We start from the raw sequence: 18,097 nt of genomic DNA on the forward strand, positions 1-18,097 counted from the left end.
GTAACGTCCGCACGCCGTGCCAGCAGGGCCGGCGCCGAGATCGAGAGCAGGTGCGCAGGGCCCTTCGGCCCAACCTATGACCGGCACCCCACCTCCCGGCCCGCCCCGGGTGCAGACCAAGATCACCGTGCCCGACTCGAAGATCATGGTCAATCTGCTCGGCGCAGGTGACGAGATCCTCCGGCTCGTCGAACGCTCGGTCAGCAGCGACGTGCACGTCCGCGGCAACGAGATCACCATCACCGGTGACCCCGCGGACAACGCCCTCGCCGAGCGGGTCTTCAGCGAGCTGCTCGAACTCATCGAGAAAGGCGAGACCCTGACCACTGACGCCGTCCGGCGTACCGTCGGCATGCTCGAGCAGGGCAGCGCCGAGCGGCCCGCCGAGGTTCTGACGCTCAACATCCTCTCCCGTCGCGGGCGCACCATCCGTCCCAAGACGCTCGGGCAGAAGCGGTACGTCGACGCGATCGACACCCACACCATCGTCTTCGGTATCGGCCCGGCCGGCACCGGCAAGACCTACCTGGCGATGGCGAAGGCCGTCCAGGCGTTGCAGGCCAAGCAGGTCAACCGGATCATCCTCACCCGGCCGGCGGTCGAGGCGGGCGAGCGACTGGGCTTCCTGCCCGGCACGCTCAACGAGAAGATCGACCCCTACCTGCGCCCGCTCTACGACGCGCTGCACGAGATGCTCGACCCGGAGACGATCCCCAAGCTGATGGCCCAGGGGACGATCGAGGTCGCCCCGCTGGCCTACATGCGGGGCCGGACGCTCTCCGACGCGTTCATCATCCTGGACGAGGCGCAGAACACGACGCCCGAGCAGATGAAGATGTTCCTCACCCGACTAGGCTTCAATTCCAAGATCGTCGTGACCGGTGACATCACCCAGGTGGACCTTCCCGGCGGGACGAGCAGCGGTCTGCGGGTCGTCCGGGAGATCCTGGAAAACGTCGAGGACGTGCACTTCTCCCAGTTGTCCAGCTCCGACGTGGTCCGCCACCGGCTGGTGGGGGAGATCGTCGACGCGTACGCCCGCTGGGACGCCGAGCGGGAGAACCAGCAGGCGCAGGGCGTCCACGCCGTGCCCGGGCGACCCGCCCAGGGCGGCCGGGCCGGCCGCCGCCGCTAAAGCAGAGGAAAGCAGTTGTCCATCGAGATCGCCAACGAGTCCGGTGTCGAGGTCGACACCGATGCCGTGCTCGCCGTCGCCCGGCACGCTCTCGACGAGATGGGGGTCAACCCCCTCGCCGAGTTGTCCGTGCTGCTTGTCGACATCGACTACATGACCGAGCTGAACCACCGCTGGATGGGTGGCGACGGTCCGACCGACGTGCTCGCGTTCCCCATGGACGAGGGCAGCGTCGACCACGGCCCGGGGGAGTCCGCCCCCGCCGGCGGCGAGCCCGCCCTGCTCGGCGACATCGTGCTCTGCCCGGAGGTCGCGGCCAAGCAGGCGGCGACCGCCGGGCACGCCTCGGCCGACGAGCTGCACCTGCTCACCGTGCACGGGGTGCTGCACCTGCTCGGCTATGACCACGCCGAGCCGGAGGAGGAGCGGGAGATGTTCGCCCTCCAGGCCCGCCTGCTGTCGAGCTGGCGGTCGACCCGCACCCAGTGATGTCCACTCCTCCGTTACTGGCGGCCGGCGCCACCGCCGGCCTTCCCGACCTGCAGCTGATCGTCTTCGCGGCCGGCCTGGTGGTGTTGGCCGGCCTGATCGCGATGACCGAGGCGGCGCTCGCCGCGATCTCGCCGGCGCGCGCCGGCGAGCTGGCGCGCGACGGTGTGCGGGGCGCCCGCACCCTGCAGGCCGTGGCCGGCGACGTCGTCCGGCACCTCAACCTGCTTCTGCTGTTGCGGCTGCTCGCCGAGCTGACCGCCACCACCCTGGTGGCGCTTGTCGCGGTGGACAGCTTCGGCGCCGGCTGGCGGGCCGCGCTGGTCACCGCCGGCGCGATGACCGTGGTCAGCTTCGTGGTGGTCGGCGTCGCCCCGCGCACCATCGGCCGGCAGCACGCGTACGCCGTGGGTCGCGCGGTGGCGCCGCTGGTCCGCTGGCTGGGCCGGGCGCTCAACCCGCTCGCCTCGCTGCTGATCCTGATCGGCAACGCGGTCACGCCGGGCCGCGGCTTCCGGGAGGGGCCGTTCGCCAGCCAGGTCGAGTTGCGTGAGCTGGTCGACCTGGCCGAGCAGCGCGGCGTCGTCGAGCACGGCGAACGTCAGATGATCCACTCGGTCTTCGCGCTCGGTGACACCATCGCCCGTGAGGTGATGGTGCCGCGTACCGAGATGGTGTGGATCGAGGAGGGCAAGACGCTCGCGCAGGCGCTTGTGCTCTTCCTGCGTTCCGGGTTCTCCCGCATCCCGGTGATCGGCGAGAGCGTCGACGACGTGCTCGGTGTGCTCTACCTCAAGGATCTGATCCGGCGCTCCCGTGGTGGAGACCCGGCGGCCGAGCAGTTGCCGGTGGCCGAGCTGATGCGCCCGGCGACCTTCGTGCCGGAGTCCAAGCCGGTCGACGACCTGCTGTCGGAGATGCAGGCGGCCCGCAACCACCTGGTCATCGTGGTCGACGAGTACGGCGGCACCGGCGGTCTGGTCACCATCGAGGACATCCTGGAGGAGATCGTCGGTGAGATCACCGACGAGTACGATGTCGAACGCCCGCCCGTCGAACGTCTGACGGACTCCTCGGTACGGGTGACCGCCCGCCTGCCAGTGGAGAGTCTGGGCGAGATGTTCGACACCGATCTGCCCACCGACGAGGTGGAGACGGTCGGTGGCCTGCTGGCCCAGTCTCTGGGGCGGGTGCCGATCCCCGGCGCGGAGGTCGAGGTCGCCGGTCTCCGGCTGCTCGCCGAGGGCACCACCGGTCGGCGCAACCGGATCGACACCGTCCTGGTCAGCCGGGTGGAGTCGGGCCATGAGCAGGACACCGCGGGGCGTGGCGAGCAGGCCGGCTCCGGGAACGACACGACCAACTACCGAGACGACGAGAGGCAGTCCGCCGATGCCTGACACACCCCCCGTGCCTGCCGCTCGGCCCGCCCCCAGCGCGCCGACGCCCCTGAGCGCCGAGGACGCCAAGCTGGTCGTCCTAGCCCGGGGAGCCCGCGGCCGGGTCGCCGCCGTGGAGGGCGCCGCGGTCCGGGATCAGGACGGCCGGACGTACGCGGCGGCCAGCGTCGCATTGCCGTCGCTGACCCTCACCGCGTTGCAGTTGGCGGTCGCGTCGGCCGTGGCCGCCGGGGCGAGCCGGCTGGAGGCCGCGGTGGTGGTGACCGAGGCGTCGACACTTGACGGCGCCGGGCACGCGGCCGTGCGTGACCTCACGGTGGACGCGCCGATCCACGTGGCCGCGCCGGACGGCACGGTCCTCGGCACGGTGGCGCAGTGAGCTCCGTGCCGGACCCGCAGGCGCAGCCGTACCGGGCCGGGTTCGGTTGCTTCGTCGGCCGGCCCAACGCCGGCAAGTCGACGCTGACCAACGCCATCGTCGGCACCAAGATCGCGATTACCTCGAACAAGCCGCAGACCACCAGGCACGTCATCCGGGCCGTGCTGCACCGTCCGGAGTCGCAGCTGGTCCTGGTCGACACGCCGGGCCTGCACCGCCCCCGTACGCTGCTCGGCGAACGTCTCAACGACCTGGTCCGGTCCACCTGGACGGAGGTCGACGTGATCGGCCTCTGCATCCCGGCCGACGAGCCGGTGGGGCGCGGCGACCGGTTCATCACCGGCGAGCTGGCCGAGCTGAAGGCCACCGTGTTGGCGGTGGTCACCAAGACCGACCTGGTCGACAAGCGCCGCCTGGCGGAGCAGTTGCTCGCGGTGAGCCAGATGGGAGAGTTCACCGAGATCGTGCCGGTGAGCGCCGTCTCCGGGCACCAGGTGGACACGCTCGTCGACGTGATGACCAAATACCTGCCGCCGTCGCCGCAGCTCTACCCGGACGACATGCTCACCGACGACCCCGAGCAGGTGCTGGTCGCGGAGCTGATCCGGGAGGCCGCCCTGGAGGGGGTCCGGGACGAGCTGCCGCACTCCATCGCCGTGGTGGTGGAGGAGATGATCCCCGAGGGTCAGGTCATGAAGATCTACGCCGACCTGTACGTGGAACGGCCCAGCCAGAAGGCGATCGTGCTCGGCCACAAGGCGAGCCGGCTCAAGGAGGTCGGCACCAACGCTCGCCGGCAGATCGAGGAGCTGCTCGGCAGCCGGGTCTATCTCGACCTGCACGTGCGGGTCGCGAAGGACTGGCAGCGCGACCCGAGGCAGCTGCGCAAGCTGGGCTTCTGAGCGTTCTCGCCGAGGCGGCCAACCGGGCCCGCCTCCGAGCGGTGCGGCCCGCCCGCCTTGCGGCCGGGCGGCGCGGCCGTGCCGGCTTGAGGCCGAGCGGCGCGGCAGTGCCGTCTTGCGGCCGAGCGGCGCGGCAGTGCCGTCTTGCGGCCGAGCGGCGCGGCACCGTGCCGCCTTGCGGCCGGGTCGGCCCGGTGGCGGGCGGCGCCGTCAGCGCTGGCTGATGGTCACGTTGCCGCTGCCGGCCGAACCGTCGAGCACCAGTGACGCGGCCGGGTCGTCGGCGACGGTGACCCGCGCGTCGCCGGAGCCGGTGTTGGACCGGACCCGGTAGCTGCCCGCCGGCACCAGCAGCGTGACATCACCGCTGGAGGCATGGGCGCGGGCGGCGGCGGGCTTGTCCAGCTCGACGTTGACATTGCCGGACCCGGCCTCCGCGTCGACCGCGCCACCCAACCGGCGCGCGGTGATGTCCCCGGAGCCGGCGCGCAGCCGGACCGCCCCGCTGGCCTCGCTCACCTCGATGTCACCGGAACCCGTCTCGACCCCGACCGCGCCGGACGCGCCGACGATCCGTACGTCGCCGGAGCCCAGCCGCAGATCCACCGTGCCGACCCGGCTCAGCTCGACGTCGCCGGAGCCGGACTCGCCCTGGAGAGCCACACCCTCCGGCAGGGCCACCTCGTAGGAAATGCTGCACCGGTCCCCGCAGTCGGTGTCCAGCACCAACTCGCTGCCCTTGATCTCGTACCGGGCATGGGGTTCGCCACCCTGGTAGCGCACCACTCGCTTGATCCGCGCCTCGCCCGCCGTGCCGTTGCCCCGGACGATCACGTCGCCCGCACCCGGCAGGACCCGGATGGTGGTGATCTTCGCCGACTCGGTGTCGTCGTAGTCGAGCCGACGCATGGCCAGGTTGTCGCACCCGGCGAGCAGGATGAGGGTCGTTGCCAGGCCCAGAGCGACGGGTGCGGTGGCGCGCCGACGGACGGCGCCGGTGGTGGGGTGCATTGCCATGACCCGCACGCTACGGCCGGTGACGAGTCGGGCGCATCGGGGTTCGTCCGCGCATCCACCCCGAACCAACCCTGATTTCACACCCCGAGGGAGAATGGCCCGATGGCCGGGTATCGCCGACAGCTCTACCGCGACGACGCGGTGGTGCTGCGTGTGCAAAAGCTCGGCGAGTCCGACCGGATCATCACCCTGCTCACCCGTCGACACGGCCGGCTGCGCGCGGTGGCCCGGGGGATTCGCCGCACCACCAGCAAGTTCGGCGCCCGGCTGGAGCCGTTCGGCCACGTCGACCTCCAGCTCGCCGGCGACCCGAAGGGCAACCACGGCAGCTCGCTGCACAGCGTCAGCCAGGTCGAGGGCATCGACCTGTACGGCAAGCGGTTCCTCGGGGACTATCCCCGCTACACGGCGGCCAGTGCGATCGCCGAGACCGCCGAGCGGTTGACCCCGGTCGAGCGGGAGCCGTCGCTGCGGCTGTTCCAGCTCACCGTCGGCGCGCTGAAGGCGCTGTCCCGGGGCGAGCACGCCACCACCCTGGTGCTCGACGCGTACCTGCTGCGGGGGATGGCCCTCGCCGGCTGGGCGCCGGCGCTGATCGCCTGTGCGGTCTGCGGCACCCCCGGGCGACACCGGGCGTTCTCCGTACCGGCGGGTGGCGCGGTCTGCCCGGACTGCCGACCACCCGGCGCGGCCCACCCCGCGCCGGCCACCATCGACCTGATGTCCGCACTGACCACCGGCGACTGGGTGCTGGCCGACGCCACCGACACCGGCGTACGCCGGGAGTGCAGCGGGCTGGTCGCGGCTCACCTGCAGTGGCACCTGGAGCGCGCGCTACGCTCGCTGCCGCTGGTCGACCGGGGTCCCTCGGCGGCCGGCACGACCTCGCCGCCGGATGGCACCGGGGTCGTGGTGCTCCGGCCACGTGGCGACGTTGAGGCCGGGGCGGACGGCACGAACAGGGAGTGACCGAGTGATCCGATCGAAGAAGGCGGGCCGGCGCGAGCCGACGCCGCCGACACCGCACCCGTCCGGCGCCCGGCCGCCGGCACTGCCCACCGAGGCGGTGCCGAAGCACGTGGCGGTGGTGATGGACGGCAACGGTCGCTGGGCCAAGGATCGTGGGTTGGCGCGCACCAAGGGTCACGAGGCGGGAGAGCACAGCCTCTTCGACACCATCGAGGGCGCGATCGAGATGGGCATCCCGTACCTGACGGCGTACGCGTTCTCCACCGAGAACTGGCGGCGCTCGCCCGACGAGGTCCGGTTTCTGATGGGGTTCAACCGGGACGTGATCCGTCGGCGCCGTGACCAGTTGGTCGACCTCGGCGTACGGGTGGTCTGGTCGGGTCGGTCCGGCCGGTTGTGGAAGAGCGTCATCTCCGAGTTGCAGACCGCCGAGGAGATGTCCCAGGACAACTCGACGTTGACCCTGCAGTTCTGCGTCAACTACGGCGGGCAGGCCGAGATCGGCGACGCGGCCGCCGCGATCGCCCGCGACGTGGCGGCCGGCCGACTGGACCCGGCCAAGGTCACCGAGAAGACCGTGGCGAAATACCTCTACCACCCGGAGATCCCGGAGGTGGACCTGTTCCTGCGTCCCTCCGGGGAGGAACGGATCTCCAACTTCATGCTCTGGCAGTCCGCGTACGCCGAACTGGTCTTCCTGGACACGCTCTGGCCCGACTTCGACCGCCGCCACCTCTGGTATGCGTGCGAGCTGTACGCGCAACGGGACCGACGCTTCGGCGGGGCACTGCCCAACCCGGTCGCCCCGGTGATCTGAGCCGACGCGCTTACTCTCCCGTCACTCTGGGTATCACCCATGTCAGAAGCCACTGACGGAGGTGAACCCACATGATCCAGAAGCGCATTGCCCAGTGGGCGGTGATGGCGGTTGCGGTGCCCCTGGCGGCTGCCGGTGCCCGCCGGCTCAGCCACACCCTGGAGGCCCGCCGTGGTCCCTCCGGAGTGACCCGGTTGCTGACCAAGGGCGCGGACCTGATGCGTCCCCAGAAGGCCAAGCGTCGCCGCTTCTTCTAACCAGCCCTCGCCCGTCCCCGGCGCCGCCCGCACCCACCCGGTGCGGGCGGCGCCGCGTGCTTCGGGCTCCGCCCGCCCCCACCCCACGCCCGCCCCCGCCCCGCCCCCACCCCACCCCCACCCCCGCCCCCACCCGCCGCCCGGCCGATCATGGAGTTGTGGTGGGCGGTTCCGGCGCTTTCCCGACTTTTGTGCGGCACCACAAGTGCATGATCGACGCGGCCGGGGTGGAGGGCTTTCGGCCGGGGGAGCGTCTGCTGTTTCGGCGTCTTCCGGAAGCGGGGCGGGTAGGGTCCGAAGCTGGCGGGTTTACGGCGTTTGGGGTGGATGTGCGGGATCTTCGGTTCAAGATGATCATGGCGTTGAACGCGGCCGATCTGGGCGACCCGATCTGCGAACAGGTGGCCGACATCTGTGCCGAGATCGCCGAGCAGCACTGCGCCGAGTTCGGTCACACACCGCAGATCCGCACCGGTGAGATCGCCGAGCTGGCCACCGGCGAGCCGGCCCTGACCTGGGCGCCGTCGACCCCCGACGCCGGGCAGCGTGCCTGGTGACCGCGCCCGCTCCCGCCGTCGACGTGCGTCGCGCCGATGACCGCTTCGCCACCCGGATCTCCTGGCTGGACTCCAAGCACTCGTTCTCGTTCTCCCGGCACTACGACCCGGCCAATACCCACCACGGTCTGCTGCTGGTCAACAACGACGACGTGGTACGCCCGGGGGCTGGCTTCGAAACCCACCCGCACCAGGACATGGAGATCATCACCTGGGTGCTGCGCGGCTCCCTGGTGCACCAGGACTCCACCGGGCACTCCGGGGTGATCTACCCGGGCCTGGCCCAGCGAATGAGCGCCGGCACCGGCATCCTGCACTCGGAGAAGAACGACGCCTGGCGACTCGACAACCAGGAGCCGCACACCGACCCGGTCCACTTCGTGCAGATGTGGGTGCTCCCCGACGAGCAGGGCGTCGACCCCGGCTACGAGCAACTGGAGATCGAGGACGAACTCCTCCGCGGCGGCCTGGTGCCGATCGCCTCCGGAATGGACCGCTACGACGGTGCGTCCGCGATCCGGATCCGCAACCGGTACGCCACCCTGCACGCCGCCCGTCTCGCCCCCGGCGACGAGGTCACCATCCCCGACGCACCCTTCGTGCACCTGTACGTGCCCAACGGCACGGTGACCCTGGAGGGCAGCGGCCCGCTCGGCACCGGCGACGCGGTCCGGCTCACCAGGACCGGAGGCCGGCGGGTCACCGCCGACGAACCGGCCGAGATCCTGGTCTGGGAGATGCACGCCACCGTCGCCTGACCGTTGCCCGGCCGGGAGGCGCGCACCGCCCTGCCGCATGAGCGCGCACCGCCCTGCCCCCACGATCTCGCCCGAACATGGATGTAGTGGCCTTCCGAGGGCGGAAGGCCACTACATCATGGATCGAGCACGATCACGGCGCCGCGGGCGCCGCGCCGACTACGCCGGGGACTCGGCGCGGTCACCGGCCCAGGTGGTGTGGAACGAGCCCTCGCGGTCGACCCGCTGGTAGGTGTGCGCGCCGAAGTTGTCCCGCAGACCCTGGATCAACGCGGCGGGCAGGCGCTCGGCGCGCAGCGCGTCGAAGTACGCCAACGACGACGAGAACGCCGGGGTCGGCACACCGGCCCGGGTCGCGTCGGCCACCACCCGCCGCCAACTCGGCACGCCAGCGGCGACCGCCTCGGCGAAGTAGGGCGCCACCAGCAGCGTCGGCAGGTCCGGCTTCTCGTCGTACGCCTCGCGGATGCGGTCGAGGAAGCGGGCCCGGATGATGCAGCCGCCCCGCCAGATCGTCGCCGTGCCGCCGAGGTTGATGTCCCAGTCGTACTCCTGGCTGCCGGCGCGGATGTGGTCGAAGCCCTGCGCGTACGCGACGATCTTTGAAGCGAGCAGCGCCCGGCGGACGTCCTCGACGAACGCGTCCCGGTCGGTGACCTGCCACTTCTCACCCGCATCCGGGAACGCCCGGCGAGCGGCCTCGCGCTGGTCGACGTGCCCGGAGAGCGAGCGGGCGAAGGTCGCCTCGGCGATTCCGGTGATCGGGATGCCCAGATCCAGGGCACTCTGCACGGTCCACCGGCCGGTGCCCTTCTGCTCGGCCCGGTCCTGCACGATGTCCACGAAGGGGCGGCCGGTCGCCGCGTCGGTGTGCGCGAGCACATCGGCGGTGATCTCGATGAGGAACGACTCCAACTCGCCGTTGTTCCAGTCGCGGAAAATCTCCGCGATCTCCGCCGGCTTCGCGCCCAGACCGGCCCGAAGCAGGTCGTACGCCTCGGCGATGAGCTGCATGTCGGCGTACTCGATGCCGTTGTGCACCATCTTGACGAAGTGCCCGGCACCGTCCGGCCCGACATGGGTGCAGCACGACACGCCGTCCACCTGGGCGGCGATCTTCTCGAACATCGGCCCGAGCTTGGCGTACGACTCGGCGGAACCGCCGGGCATGATGCTCGGCCCGAGCAGCGCGCCCTCCTCGCCACCGGAGACGCCGGTGCCGCTGAAGTGCAGCCCCTGCGCGCGCAGCGCCTCCTCCCGGCGGCGGGTGTCGGCGAAGTGGGCGTTGCCGCAGTCGACGATGATGTCGCCCTCTTCCAGCAGCGGCACCAACTCGTCGATCACCGCGTCGGTGGGCGCACCCGCCTTGACCATGACGATCACCGCGCGGGGGCGTTCCAGTGACGCCACGAAGTCGGCCATCGTCTCACCGGGCACGAACGTGCCCTCGTCGCCATGCTCGGCGACCAGGCTCCGGGTGCGCGCGGGCGTCCGGTTGTGCACCGCCACCGTGAAGCCGTTGCGGGCCAGGTTGCGGGCCAGATTCCGGCCCATCACCGCCAACCCGGTCACACCGATCTGCGCCCTCGCCTGCTCAGCCATTCGTGCCGCCACCTCTCGTCACCACTATCAGCGTTTGGAAACTTACCGCGATGTGAGCCGATATGGACCAGTGATCCACCTCCCGTTTCTGCGAACAACATGCGCGTTGCGAATGGTGGCCTGGGCGCTCCGCAGTGGAGCCGGTAGGCCGTACCGGGAAACCTGTCGCCAACCCGCGCCGCGCGCGTCAGCCTTCGGCGAGGCGGGCTTCGATCCGGGCGATCTTCCCGTTGAGCGCGTCGGTGACCCCGGGCCGGACGTCGGCCTTGAGTACCACGCTCACCCGGGGCGCCTGCGCGGCGACCACGTCGACCGCCCGTTTCACCACCGCCATCACCTCGTCCCACTCGCCCTCGACGGTGGTGAACATGGCATCGGTCCGGTTGGGAAGGCCGGAGGCACGGACCACCCGCACCGCCTCGGCGACCAGGTCGCCCACGGAGTCGTCACCGCCGAGCGGGGTGATCGAGAACGCGATAAGCATGTGCCGATCGTGCCAGTAAAAACGGATGCGCGTCCGGTCGGGCGGTGGCTAGGGTACGGACATGCGTAACTGACGCCCCACTTTCCGAGCCGGCCCGCCGTCCCGCGTCGCGGTCCGTGCGCTCCCGGGCGTCCCGCATCTCCTCCCCGCCGTTCGGCGGCGCTGGCCCTGCCTGGCCCCGGTGAGCAGTCCCTTCTCCCTTCGACCGCCGCGCAACGGCGGTCACCAGCCGATCCGACCGACCGCCGCAGCGCGGGGCCGGCCGTGCCGGTCGGCATTGACGGAGGTCAGGATGCCTGCGAGGCGTAACCCGAAGAAGTTCCGTACCCCGAAAGCGACGCCGCTCGGCATCGACCCGGCGGCCGGCCCCGGCCCGCTCCCACCCACCCTCCCCGACCTGAACCTCGCGCTCGAACCGCCCCTGCCGGCGGAACCGGCGCTGGCCGGGCCGGCGGCTGTCCCGGACGTGCTGGCCGGGCCGACGGTGCTGGCCGAATCGACGGTGCTGGCCGGGCCGGCGCTGCCGGTGGCTGTCCCGGACGAGTTGGCCGTCCCGGTCGATGTAGCGGTTCCGGTCGCCGGGCCGGCAGCGGTCGATGCGCCGGCGGCGGTCGATGTGCCGGCGGTTGTCGACGCGCCGGCGGTGGGAGATCTGCCGAAGTCGACCGGGCGACCGAAGGCACCGACGGCCGGCCCGCCGCAGGGTGGTGGCAACCGCTCCGGCGGCGGACGCAGCCAGCAGGCTGGCCAGACCCGCCGCTACGCCTTCCGCCGCAGCTGATCGAGCCGCCTGCGGCCCACCTCGCCCCGCGATCTTGCACTTTCTGTCCTCACGAAACTGGCACACCAGGACGGAACGGCGACAGAAACCGCAAGATCGGCGAGGGTGCTGCGTGGGCGCGGCGGCTGGGGTTTAGCTGATCAAGGGGCGGAAGGTGCCTGCGATGATGCTTGTCGTGAGGGCGGCGCCGGCCAGCACTACCGCCCCGGCGATGAGGAGCGCGTCGGCGCGGGTGAAGTGCTGACGGCGGGCGACGGTGCGGGGTGTGCCGGCGTCGAAGCCACGGGCGTCCATCGCCACCGCGAGCCTGGTGCCCCGGCGGATCGCCCCGACCAGCAGCGCGAACGCGGTGGAGGCGAACAGTCGCAGCTTCGCCACCGGGTTGCGGCCCGCGTCGACGCCGCGTGCGCGTCGGGCCATGCTGATCATCTGCCACTCCTGACCGAGCAGCGGCACCAGACGGAACGCGGCCAGGGCCCCGATGGCGAACCGGGCCGGTGCCTTCACGTTCTGGACCAACGCGTCGGCCAGGTCGGTGGGGTCGGTGGTCGCGAAGACGATCACGCCGGGCAGGGCCACCGCGAAGACCCGTAGCACCAGGCCGAGGGCGGTGAGCAGCACGCCGGTGGTCACCAGGATCGGTCCCGCGTCCAGGAGGACCCGGCCGGACCGGTCGGCGGCGAAGAGCACCAGGGTGACCAGGATGCCGGCGGCACTGAGGAGCAGTGGCCAGGCCCGTCGGGCCAGCACCCGGTAGCCGATGCCGAACAGCGGCAGCACGGCGAGTTCGAGCGCGATGGCGATCGCCGGGGCGAGGGGGTCCAGGGTGGCCAGCAGGGTGAACGAGAAGACCAGCGCGGCGGCGACCTTCGCCACCGGGTTGCGGCGGGCCAACGGCGCGTCGGGCGCGGCGACCGGCTCGATGCTGATCATCGGACGTCGTCCCGGCCAGGCTGGCCCGCCGGCCGACCTGGCCGATCACCTGCCGGGTCGGCGGGGACGGCGCCGGCCGCGGCCCGGTGCAGGGTGACGGTGCGGTCGGCGAGCGCGGCCACGAAGTCCGCGTCATGGGTGACCGCGACCACGCCGTGCCCGGCGTCGCGCAGGTCGGCGAAGAGGTCGACCAACTCCCGCCAGGTCCGCCGGTCCTGGCCGAAGGTGGGTTCGTCGCAGATCAGCAGGCGGGGCGCGGTGGCCAGGGCGGTCGCCACACTCAGCCGCCGCGCCTCACCACCGGAGAGGGTGTACGGGTTGGCAGCCGCGAGGCGGCCCAGGCGCAGCCGTTCCAGCAGCGCGGACACGGTCTCCTTGACGGCCGCCTCGGGTTGACCGGTCCGGCGGGGGCCGAGCGCCAGTTCGTCGAAGACGGTGCTGGTGACGAACTGGTGCTCCGGATCCTGGAAGACCGACCCGATCCGCCGGGCCAGTGCGGGGGCCGACCACCGGTGTGGGGGAGTGCGGTGGTCGGTGCCGGCCAACTCGACGGATGCGGTGACCCGTCCGGTGCCCGGCCGGAGCAACCCGCCGAGCAGCAACGCCAGGGTGGACTTGCCGGCGCCGTTGGGTCCGCGTACGGCGAGTGCCTCGCCGGCGCGTACCGCCAGGTCGGTGGAGCCCAGCCGGGGCGGCAGGCCGAGCCGGTCGGCGGTGAGCAACAGGTCCCCGGGCGCGGCGGTGGCTGGCCGGGGTGCGATGGGGTGACCGGGCACCCAGACCCCCTCGGCGGCGAGCGTGGCACCGTGGGCGGCGAAGACGGCCTCGGGTGTGCCGTCGGCGCGGACCCCGCCGCCCGGTTCCAGGACGACCACCCGGTCGACGAGCGGCAGCGCCTCGGCGATCCGGTGCTCGACCAGGATCAGCGTGGTGTCGGCGTCCAGGGCGCCGGCCACCGCCTGCCGGATCAGGTCGGCCCCGGCCGGGTCGAGGTTGGCGGTCGGCTCGTCGAGCAGCAGCAGTTCCGGACGCAGCGCCAGTGCGCCGGCCAGGGCGAGGCGTTGCTGTTCGCCGCCGGAGAGCGCGGCGGTGGGGCGGTCCCGGGGGTACGGGAAGCCGACGCGGCGCAGCGCCTCGTCCACCCGGGGCCAGATCTCGTCGGTCGGTACGCCGCGGTTCTCCAGCCCGAACGCGACGTCGTCGCCGCAGCGTGCCATCACCAGTTGGGTTTCCGGGTCCTGGAAGACGATGCCGACGCGTTCCCGCCCCTTGCGCGGGTCGAGTCCGTCGATCTCGACGGTGCCCTCCTGCTCGCCGGAGTCCTCGGGGAGCAGCCCGGCCAGCGCGCTGAGCAGGGTGCTCTTCCCGGCCCCGGAGGGCCCGAGCAGCAGAACCCGCTCCCCAGCCTCGACCCGCAGATCAACCCCGCGCAGAGCCCAGGCGCGCCGCCCAGCGTGCCGCCATCCGAACCCCCGCAGCAGTACCCCGCCCACCAAACCCACCCCCTCCCGGCCCGCCGCCCCTCACCCTGCCCGGTTGATCATGAGGTGGACGGGTGGTTCTGGAGATCCATCCGTCCACCTCATGATCGGCCCGAGTGGGTGGGGTCAGATCAGTGCTCGGTTCCGGCCTACCGGGAAGCGGTCCAGGACTCCGGTCCTGGCCAGGGACTCGGTCAGCAGCCAGCCGCCGGCACCGGCGATCACGGTGGCGCTGACGATGGTGATCAGCGCGTACGGGAGGCGGTAGTCGGCGAACGCGTAGTCGGCGTTCCAGACGAAGAAGTCGAACAATGCGGCGCTGAGACCGGTCAGTGCGCCGGCCAGCAGCGCGGTCGGCAGCCGGTACGACCGGTAGCGGAACGCGGCGAACGCCAGCTCGGCGCCGATGCCCTGCACGATGCCCTGCGGGATCACCGTGCCGGCCCACTGGCTGCCCAGCAGCGCGGAGAGAACCGCGGCCACCGTCTCGCAGTAGAGCGCGGCGCCGGGCTTGCGGATGACCAGGCCGCCGATCACGGCCGGCATCAGCCAGACGCCGTAGAGCAGCGCCTGCGCCGGCGGGAAGAAGGTGAACGCACCCTCGGTGGCGCTCCAGACCAGGCCCCAGGCCCAGAAGATGACCCCGAAGGCGACCGCGATCACCGAGGCGACCACGATGTCGATGGTCCGCCAGCGGCCCGTGTCGGTGGTGGAATTCATGTGTTGCTCCCAGTTCTGAATGCGAACCAGGAGAAGACGCACGCCGCACGCCCGGTGGCACCGGACGGCGGCGCGGCTGGAGGTCGACCGAACTCCCTGCGCTGGCATTACCCAGATCAGGTTCGAGGGTCTGCGGGCGTGCCCGCACTCTCAGCGCTGTGCGCTCCCCTGTCGGATGTGAAGTTGTCTCGTCGACGCTAACACCGACCAGGGGTGCCGGCCTAGCAGGGCTTCCGTCCGTCTCGGCGTTCGGCCGGCGGTGCGCCGGATGGGTAGGCTGACGATCATGCGGGTCGACGCGCGAGGTCTCACGTTCGAGGTAACCGCCGGCGGTCCGTCGGACGGCGTACCCGTCCTGCTGCTGCACGGCTTCCCCCAACACCGCGGCGAATGGGACGACGTGGTGCCCGCGCTGCACGCGGCCGGGCTGCGCACGTACGCGCTGGACCAGCGCGGCTACTCGCCCGGCGCGCGGCCGACGGCGGTGGCCGACTACCGGATCCCCGAGTTGGTCGCCGACGTGGTGGCGGTGCTCGACGCCCTGGGGCTGGACACCGTCCACCTGGTCGGCCACGACTGGGGCGCGATCGTGGCCTGGGCCGTCGCCGCTGGGCACCCCGACCGGGTCCGCACGCTGACCGCGGTGTCCGTGCCGCATCCGGCCGCCATGGCGTACGCCCTGGCCAACGACGGTCAGCAGAAGGCCCGCTCGTCGTACATCACGTTGTTCCGTAAGCCAAGGACCGCGGAGAGGGTGCTGCTGGCGTGGAACGCGACAGCGCTGCGCAAGATGCTCGGCGGGGTGGGCGACGCGCCCCGGGTGGACCGTTACGCCGCCCCGATGCGTGCGCCGGGGGCGCTCACCGCCGCGCTGAACTGGTACCGGGCGATGTCCCGCGCCGACCTGGCCGGCGTCGGCCCGGTCGCGGTGCCCACCACCTACGTCTGGAGTGACCGGGACGTCGCCATCGGCCGGAGTGCCGCCGAGGCGTGTGCCGCGAACGTCACCGGGGCGTACCGCTTCGTGCCGTTGACCGGTGTGAGTCACTGGATTCCGGACACCGCGCCGGGCCCACTCGCCGAGGCGATCCTGGCCCGGGCCGCCGGAACGGCCTGAGCCGTGCGGGTCGGTCGGAGAGGGGCACCGTGACGACGGGTACCAGCGGGCCGGGCACCCGGCGCTCGATCGCCGCGCAACTGCGCCTGCTGGGCGTACGCCCCGGCGCGACGCTGCTGGTGCACGCCGCGCTGCGTCCGCTCGGGTTCGTCTGCGGCGGACCGCACGCCGTGGTGCTCGCCCTGCGTGACGCGCTCGGCCCGGACGGCACGATCGTGGTGCCCACCCACACGCCCGACAACAGTGATCCCGCGCAGTGGCGCAACCCGCCGGTGCCGGCGGACTGGTGGCCGCTGATCCGCGCCGAGATGCCGGGTTTCGACCCGGCGGTGACCCCGAGCCATTTCATGGGCGCGCTCGCCGAGACGGTCCGTGGCTGGCCCGGTGCGCTGCGCAGTTCGCATCCGCACGTGTCGTTCGCCGCCCTCGGTCCGGCCGCCGAGCAGGTGGTGGCCGGGCACCGCCTGGCCGACATGCTCGGCGAGGGCTCGCCGCTGGCCCGGCTCTACGACCTGGACGCCGACGTTCTCCTGCTCGGCGTGGACCACTCCGTGAGCACCTCTCTGCACCTGGCCGAGTACCGCTGCCCGGGTTCGCCCCGGGAGCGGGTCGGCGCGGCGGTGCGGACCGGCGACGGCGGTCGGGAATGGGTGTGGTGGCAGGACGTACGGCTCGACGCGGACGACTTCGACGCGTTGGGCGCGGACCTGGAGGCCACCGGGGCGGTGCGCAGCGGACCGGTCGGCACCGGGACCGGCAGGTTGATGCGCCAGCGGGCGGCTGTCGACTTCGGGGTGCGCTGGCTGGACCGTAATCGAACGACGGAGGACGCATGACGGTGAGTGCCGAGGCCTACCTGGCCGTGGTGACCGAGACGATCGGTCGGGTGGCCGCCAGCCAGCGGGAGGCGGTGGGGCGGGCCGCCGACCTGATCGCCGACGCCGTACGCGCCGACGGGGTGGTGCACGCGTTCGGCACCGGACACTCCGAGGCCCTCGCCATGGAGATCGCCGGCCGGGCGGGTGGGCTGGTGCCGACCAACCGGATCGCGCTGCGTGACCTGGTGCTGCTCGGCGGCGAACCGGCCGAACGGCTCGGTCCGTTGCTGGAGCGGGACCCGGCGGTGGCCCACCGGCTCTACGAGCTGGCTCCGGTGCGGCCCGCCGACGTCTTCGTGCTCGCCTCGAGCTCCGGGGTCAACGGCGCGATGGTGGAGTTCGCCACGCTCGTCAAGGAACGCGGCCACGCCCTGGTGGCGATCACCTCGGCGCAGCACTCGGGTCGGATGACCTCCCGCCACCCGTCCGGGCGCAAGCTGGCCGACCTCGCGGACGTCGTGCTCGACAACGGTGCGCCGTACGGTGACGCGACGCTGCCGCTGCCCGGTGGCGGCGCGGTCGGCGCGGTCTCGTCGATCACCGCCGCGCTGCTGGCCCAGCAGGTCACGGTGGAGGTGGTGGCGCGGCTGCTGTCGGCGGGGGAGCGGCCGCCGGTCTACCTGTCGGCGAACATCCCCGACGGCGACGCGCACAACACGGAGCTGGAGGCCCGGTACGCCGGTCGAATCCGGCGCGGGTCCTGACGCGGTGCTGATGGCCGAGGTGCGTCCGGAAGGTGAACGACGGATGTCGTGAACCCGTTTCGCGCTCGCCCGGGTGGGGCATTGGCGTTGCTGCCGGCGGCCGGGACCGCCGGCAGTAGCGTCGCAGCGGAGGTAGCGCGTGTCCAAGGAGACCGAGAAGCAGCGTTGGCAGCGTAATTTCGCCGACCTGTTGCAGGAGTTGCGGGTCGCACAGACGGGCGTGCAGATCCTCTTCGCCTTCCTGCTCACCCTGCCGTTCAGTAACGGGTTCACCGAGACCACGGAGTTCCAGCGGGACGTCTACATCGTCGCGCTGCTCGCCGCGGCCGCCGCGACCGCGATGATCATCTCGCCGGTGGCGTTCCACCGGGCGCTGTTCCGGCAGGGGCGTAAGCCGGAGTTGGTGCGCTTCGCACACCGGATGGCCACCGGGGGTCTCGCCTTCATGCTGATCGCGATGGTCAGCGCGGTGCTGCTGATCACCGACTTCGTGCTGGACCGGCCGATCGCCTTCGTGCTCAGCGCACTGACCGGGCTCTGGTTCATCACCTTCTGGGCCGCCCTGCCGTTCGCTCGCCGCAACTGGGGTGAGGACGACATCGACGACGAGGACGACGACCCGGACGAGATCGCCGGCCGCTGATCTGACAGATCTCCACCGATGGCTACCTCCGGGTAACAACCGGGGGTAGCGTGACGATAGTCGCGCATGTCGAC

21 protein-coding genes and 1 riboswitch are annotated in these 18,097 nt (G+C 71.9%); of the genes, 15 read left to right on the top strand and 6 right to left on the bottom strand.

Annotation, left to right across the window (positions count from 1 at the left end):
* Positions 1–76: 76 nt before the first annotated feature.
* Genes AB0B57_RS29845 through era form a run of 5 tightly spaced genes read left to right on the top strand, consistent with a single transcriptional unit; the run spans position 77 to position 4,305 of the window.
* Positions 77–1,135, top strand: coding sequence for a PhoH family protein (locus AB0B57_RS29845; protein ID WP_357077115.1), 1,059 nt, complete (start codon positions 77–79; stop codon positions 1,133–1,135).
* 15 nt (positions 1,136–1,150) lie between these two features.
* Positions 1,151–1,624: an rRNA maturation RNase YbeY gene (gene ybeY / locus AB0B57_RS29850; protein WP_357077118.1), complete on the top strand. Its 474-nt coding sequence runs from the start codon at positions 1,151–1,153 to the stop codon at positions 1,622–1,624.
* The gene (locus tag AB0B57_RS29855) at positions 1,600–3,024 is read left to right on the top strand and encodes a hemolysin family protein (protein WP_357077222.1); all 1,425 of its coding nucleotides are present in this window, start codon (positions 1,600–1,602) and stop codon (positions 3,022–3,024) included. Before ybeY ends, AB0B57_RS29855 begins: the two co-directional genes overlap by 25 nt.
* The gene (locus tag AB0B57_RS29860; RefSeq protein ID WP_357077121.1) at positions 3,017–3,403 is read left to right on the top strand and encodes a cytidine deaminase; all 387 of its coding nucleotides are present in this window, start codon (positions 3,017–3,019) and stop codon (positions 3,401–3,403) included. Before AB0B57_RS29855 ends, AB0B57_RS29860 begins: the two co-directional genes overlap by 8 nt.
* Before the next feature lie 5 nt (positions 3,404–3,408).
* On the top strand, positions 3,409–4,305 hold the full coding sequence (era, locus tag AB0B57_RS29865; RefSeq protein WP_357077225.1) for a GTPase Era: 897 nt from the start codon (positions 3,409–3,411) through the stop codon (positions 4,303–4,305).
* 210 nt (positions 4,306–4,515) lie between these two features.
* On the opposite strand, the gene AB0B57_RS29870 is transcribed toward era, so the two are convergent.
* Complete coding sequence (locus AB0B57_RS29870; protein WP_357077123.1) at positions 4,516–5,322, bottom strand: DUF4097 family beta strand repeat-containing protein; 807 nt, start codon at positions 5,320–5,322, stop codon at positions 4,516–4,518.
* Between the two features lie 102 nt (positions 5,323–5,424).
* On the opposite strand from AB0B57_RS29870, the gene recO reads away from it, so the two are divergent.
* The 5 genes from recO (at position 5,425) to AB0B57_RS29895 (ending at position 8,680) form a co-directional block, all read left to right on the top strand.
* The gene (gene recO, locus AB0B57_RS29875) at positions 5,425–6,291 is read left to right on the top strand and encodes a DNA repair protein RecO (protein ID WP_357077126.1); all 867 of its coding nucleotides are present in this window, start codon (positions 5,425–5,427) and stop codon (positions 6,289–6,291) included.
* 4 nt (positions 6,292–6,295) lie between these two features.
* Entirely contained in the window at positions 6,296–7,108 is an 813-nt protein-coding gene (locus tag AB0B57_RS29880; protein ID WP_357077130.1) for an isoprenyl transferase, read from the top strand.
* A gap of 71 nt (positions 7,109–7,179) precedes the next feature.
* A complete protein-coding gene (locus AB0B57_RS29885) occupies positions 7,180–7,365 on the top strand; it encodes a hypothetical protein (protein ID WP_179780512.1) in 186 nt (61 codons plus the stop codon).
* A gap of 209 nt (positions 7,366–7,574) precedes the next feature.
* Entirely contained in the window at positions 7,575–7,922 is a 348-nt protein-coding gene (locus tag AB0B57_RS29890) for a hypothetical protein (RefSeq protein ID WP_357077133.1), read from the top strand.
* Positions 7,919–8,680 carry a pirin family protein gene (locus AB0B57_RS29895; RefSeq protein ID WP_357077136.1) on the top strand — a complete coding sequence of 254 codons (762 nt, stop codon included), beginning with the start codon at positions 7,919–7,921 and terminating at the stop codon, positions 8,678–8,680. The genes AB0B57_RS29890 and AB0B57_RS29895 overlap by 4 nt, the downstream gene beginning before the upstream one ends.
* Before the next feature lie 159 nt (positions 8,681–8,839).
* Here AB0B57_RS29895 and gndA read toward each other — a convergent pair whose 3' ends face one another.
* Entirely contained in the window at positions 8,840–10,282 is a 1,443-nt protein-coding gene (gene gndA / locus AB0B57_RS29900; protein ID WP_357077139.1) for an NADP-dependent phosphogluconate dehydrogenase, read from the bottom strand.
* Between the two features lie 187 nt (positions 10,283–10,469).
* Complete coding sequence (locus AB0B57_RS29905; RefSeq protein WP_357077142.1) at positions 10,470–10,766, bottom strand: thiamine-binding protein; 297 nt, start codon at positions 10,764–10,766, stop codon at positions 10,470–10,472.
* Between the two features lie 292 nt (positions 10,767–11,058).
* Here AB0B57_RS29905 and AB0B57_RS29910 point away from each other — a divergent pair, with 292 nt between their 5' ends.
* Positions 11,059–11,547: a hypothetical protein gene (locus tag AB0B57_RS29910; RefSeq protein ID WP_357077145.1), complete on the top strand. Its 489-nt coding sequence runs from the start codon at positions 11,059–11,061 to the stop codon at positions 11,545–11,547.
* A gap of 132 nt (positions 11,548–11,679) precedes the next feature.
* On the opposite strand, the gene AB0B57_RS29915 is transcribed toward AB0B57_RS29910, so the two are convergent.
* From AB0B57_RS29915 to AB0B57_RS29925, 3 genes are all read right to left on the bottom strand, one after another.
* Positions 11,680–12,480: an energy-coupling factor transporter transmembrane component T gene (locus AB0B57_RS29915; protein ID WP_357077149.1), complete on the bottom strand. Its 801-nt coding sequence runs from the start codon at positions 12,478–12,480 to the stop codon at positions 11,680–11,682.
* Entirely contained in the window at positions 12,477–13,973 is a 1,497-nt protein-coding gene (locus AB0B57_RS29920; RefSeq protein WP_357077152.1) for an ABC transporter ATP-binding protein, read from the bottom strand. Before AB0B57_RS29920 ends, AB0B57_RS29915 begins: the two co-directional genes overlap by 4 nt.
* Positions 13,974–14,087: 114 nt before the next feature.
* Positions 14,088–14,681, bottom strand: a complete 594-nt coding sequence (locus AB0B57_RS29925) for an ECF transporter S component (protein WP_357077155.1) — start codon at positions 14,679–14,681, stop codon at positions 14,088–14,090.
* A gap of 75 nt (positions 14,682–14,756) precedes the next feature.
* A riboswitch (TPP riboswitch) is annotated at positions 14,757–14,861 on the bottom strand.
* A gap of 106 nt (positions 14,862–14,967) precedes the next feature.
* Between AB0B57_RS29925 and AB0B57_RS29930 the strand changes: the two genes are divergently transcribed.
* From AB0B57_RS29930 to AB0B57_RS29945, 4 genes are all read left to right on the top strand, one after another.
* On the top strand, positions 14,968–15,798 hold the full coding sequence (locus AB0B57_RS29930) for an alpha/beta fold hydrolase (protein WP_357077158.1): 831 nt from the start codon (positions 14,968–14,970) through the stop codon (positions 15,796–15,798).
* 29 nt (positions 15,799–15,827) lie between these two features.
* On the top strand, positions 15,828–16,634 hold the full coding sequence (locus AB0B57_RS29935; protein ID WP_357077161.1) for an AAC(3) family N-acetyltransferase: 807 nt from the start codon (positions 15,828–15,830) through the stop codon (positions 16,632–16,634).
* Positions 16,631–17,380: an SIS domain-containing protein gene (locus AB0B57_RS29940; RefSeq protein ID WP_357077164.1), complete on the top strand. Its 750-nt coding sequence runs from the start codon at positions 16,631–16,633 to the stop codon at positions 17,378–17,380. The genes AB0B57_RS29935 and AB0B57_RS29940 overlap by 4 nt, the downstream gene beginning before the upstream one ends.
* 139 nt (positions 17,381–17,519) lie before the next feature.
* Entirely contained in the window at positions 17,520–18,023 is a 504-nt protein-coding gene (locus AB0B57_RS29945; RefSeq protein ID WP_357077167.1) for a DUF6328 family protein, read from the top strand.
* Positions 18,024–18,097: the final 74 nt, after the last annotated feature.

Source organism: Micromonospora sp. NPDC049101 (assembly GCF_040648675.1).
Classification (GTDB): Bacteria; Actinomycetota; Actinomycetes; order Mycobacteriales; family Micromonosporaceae; genus Micromonospora.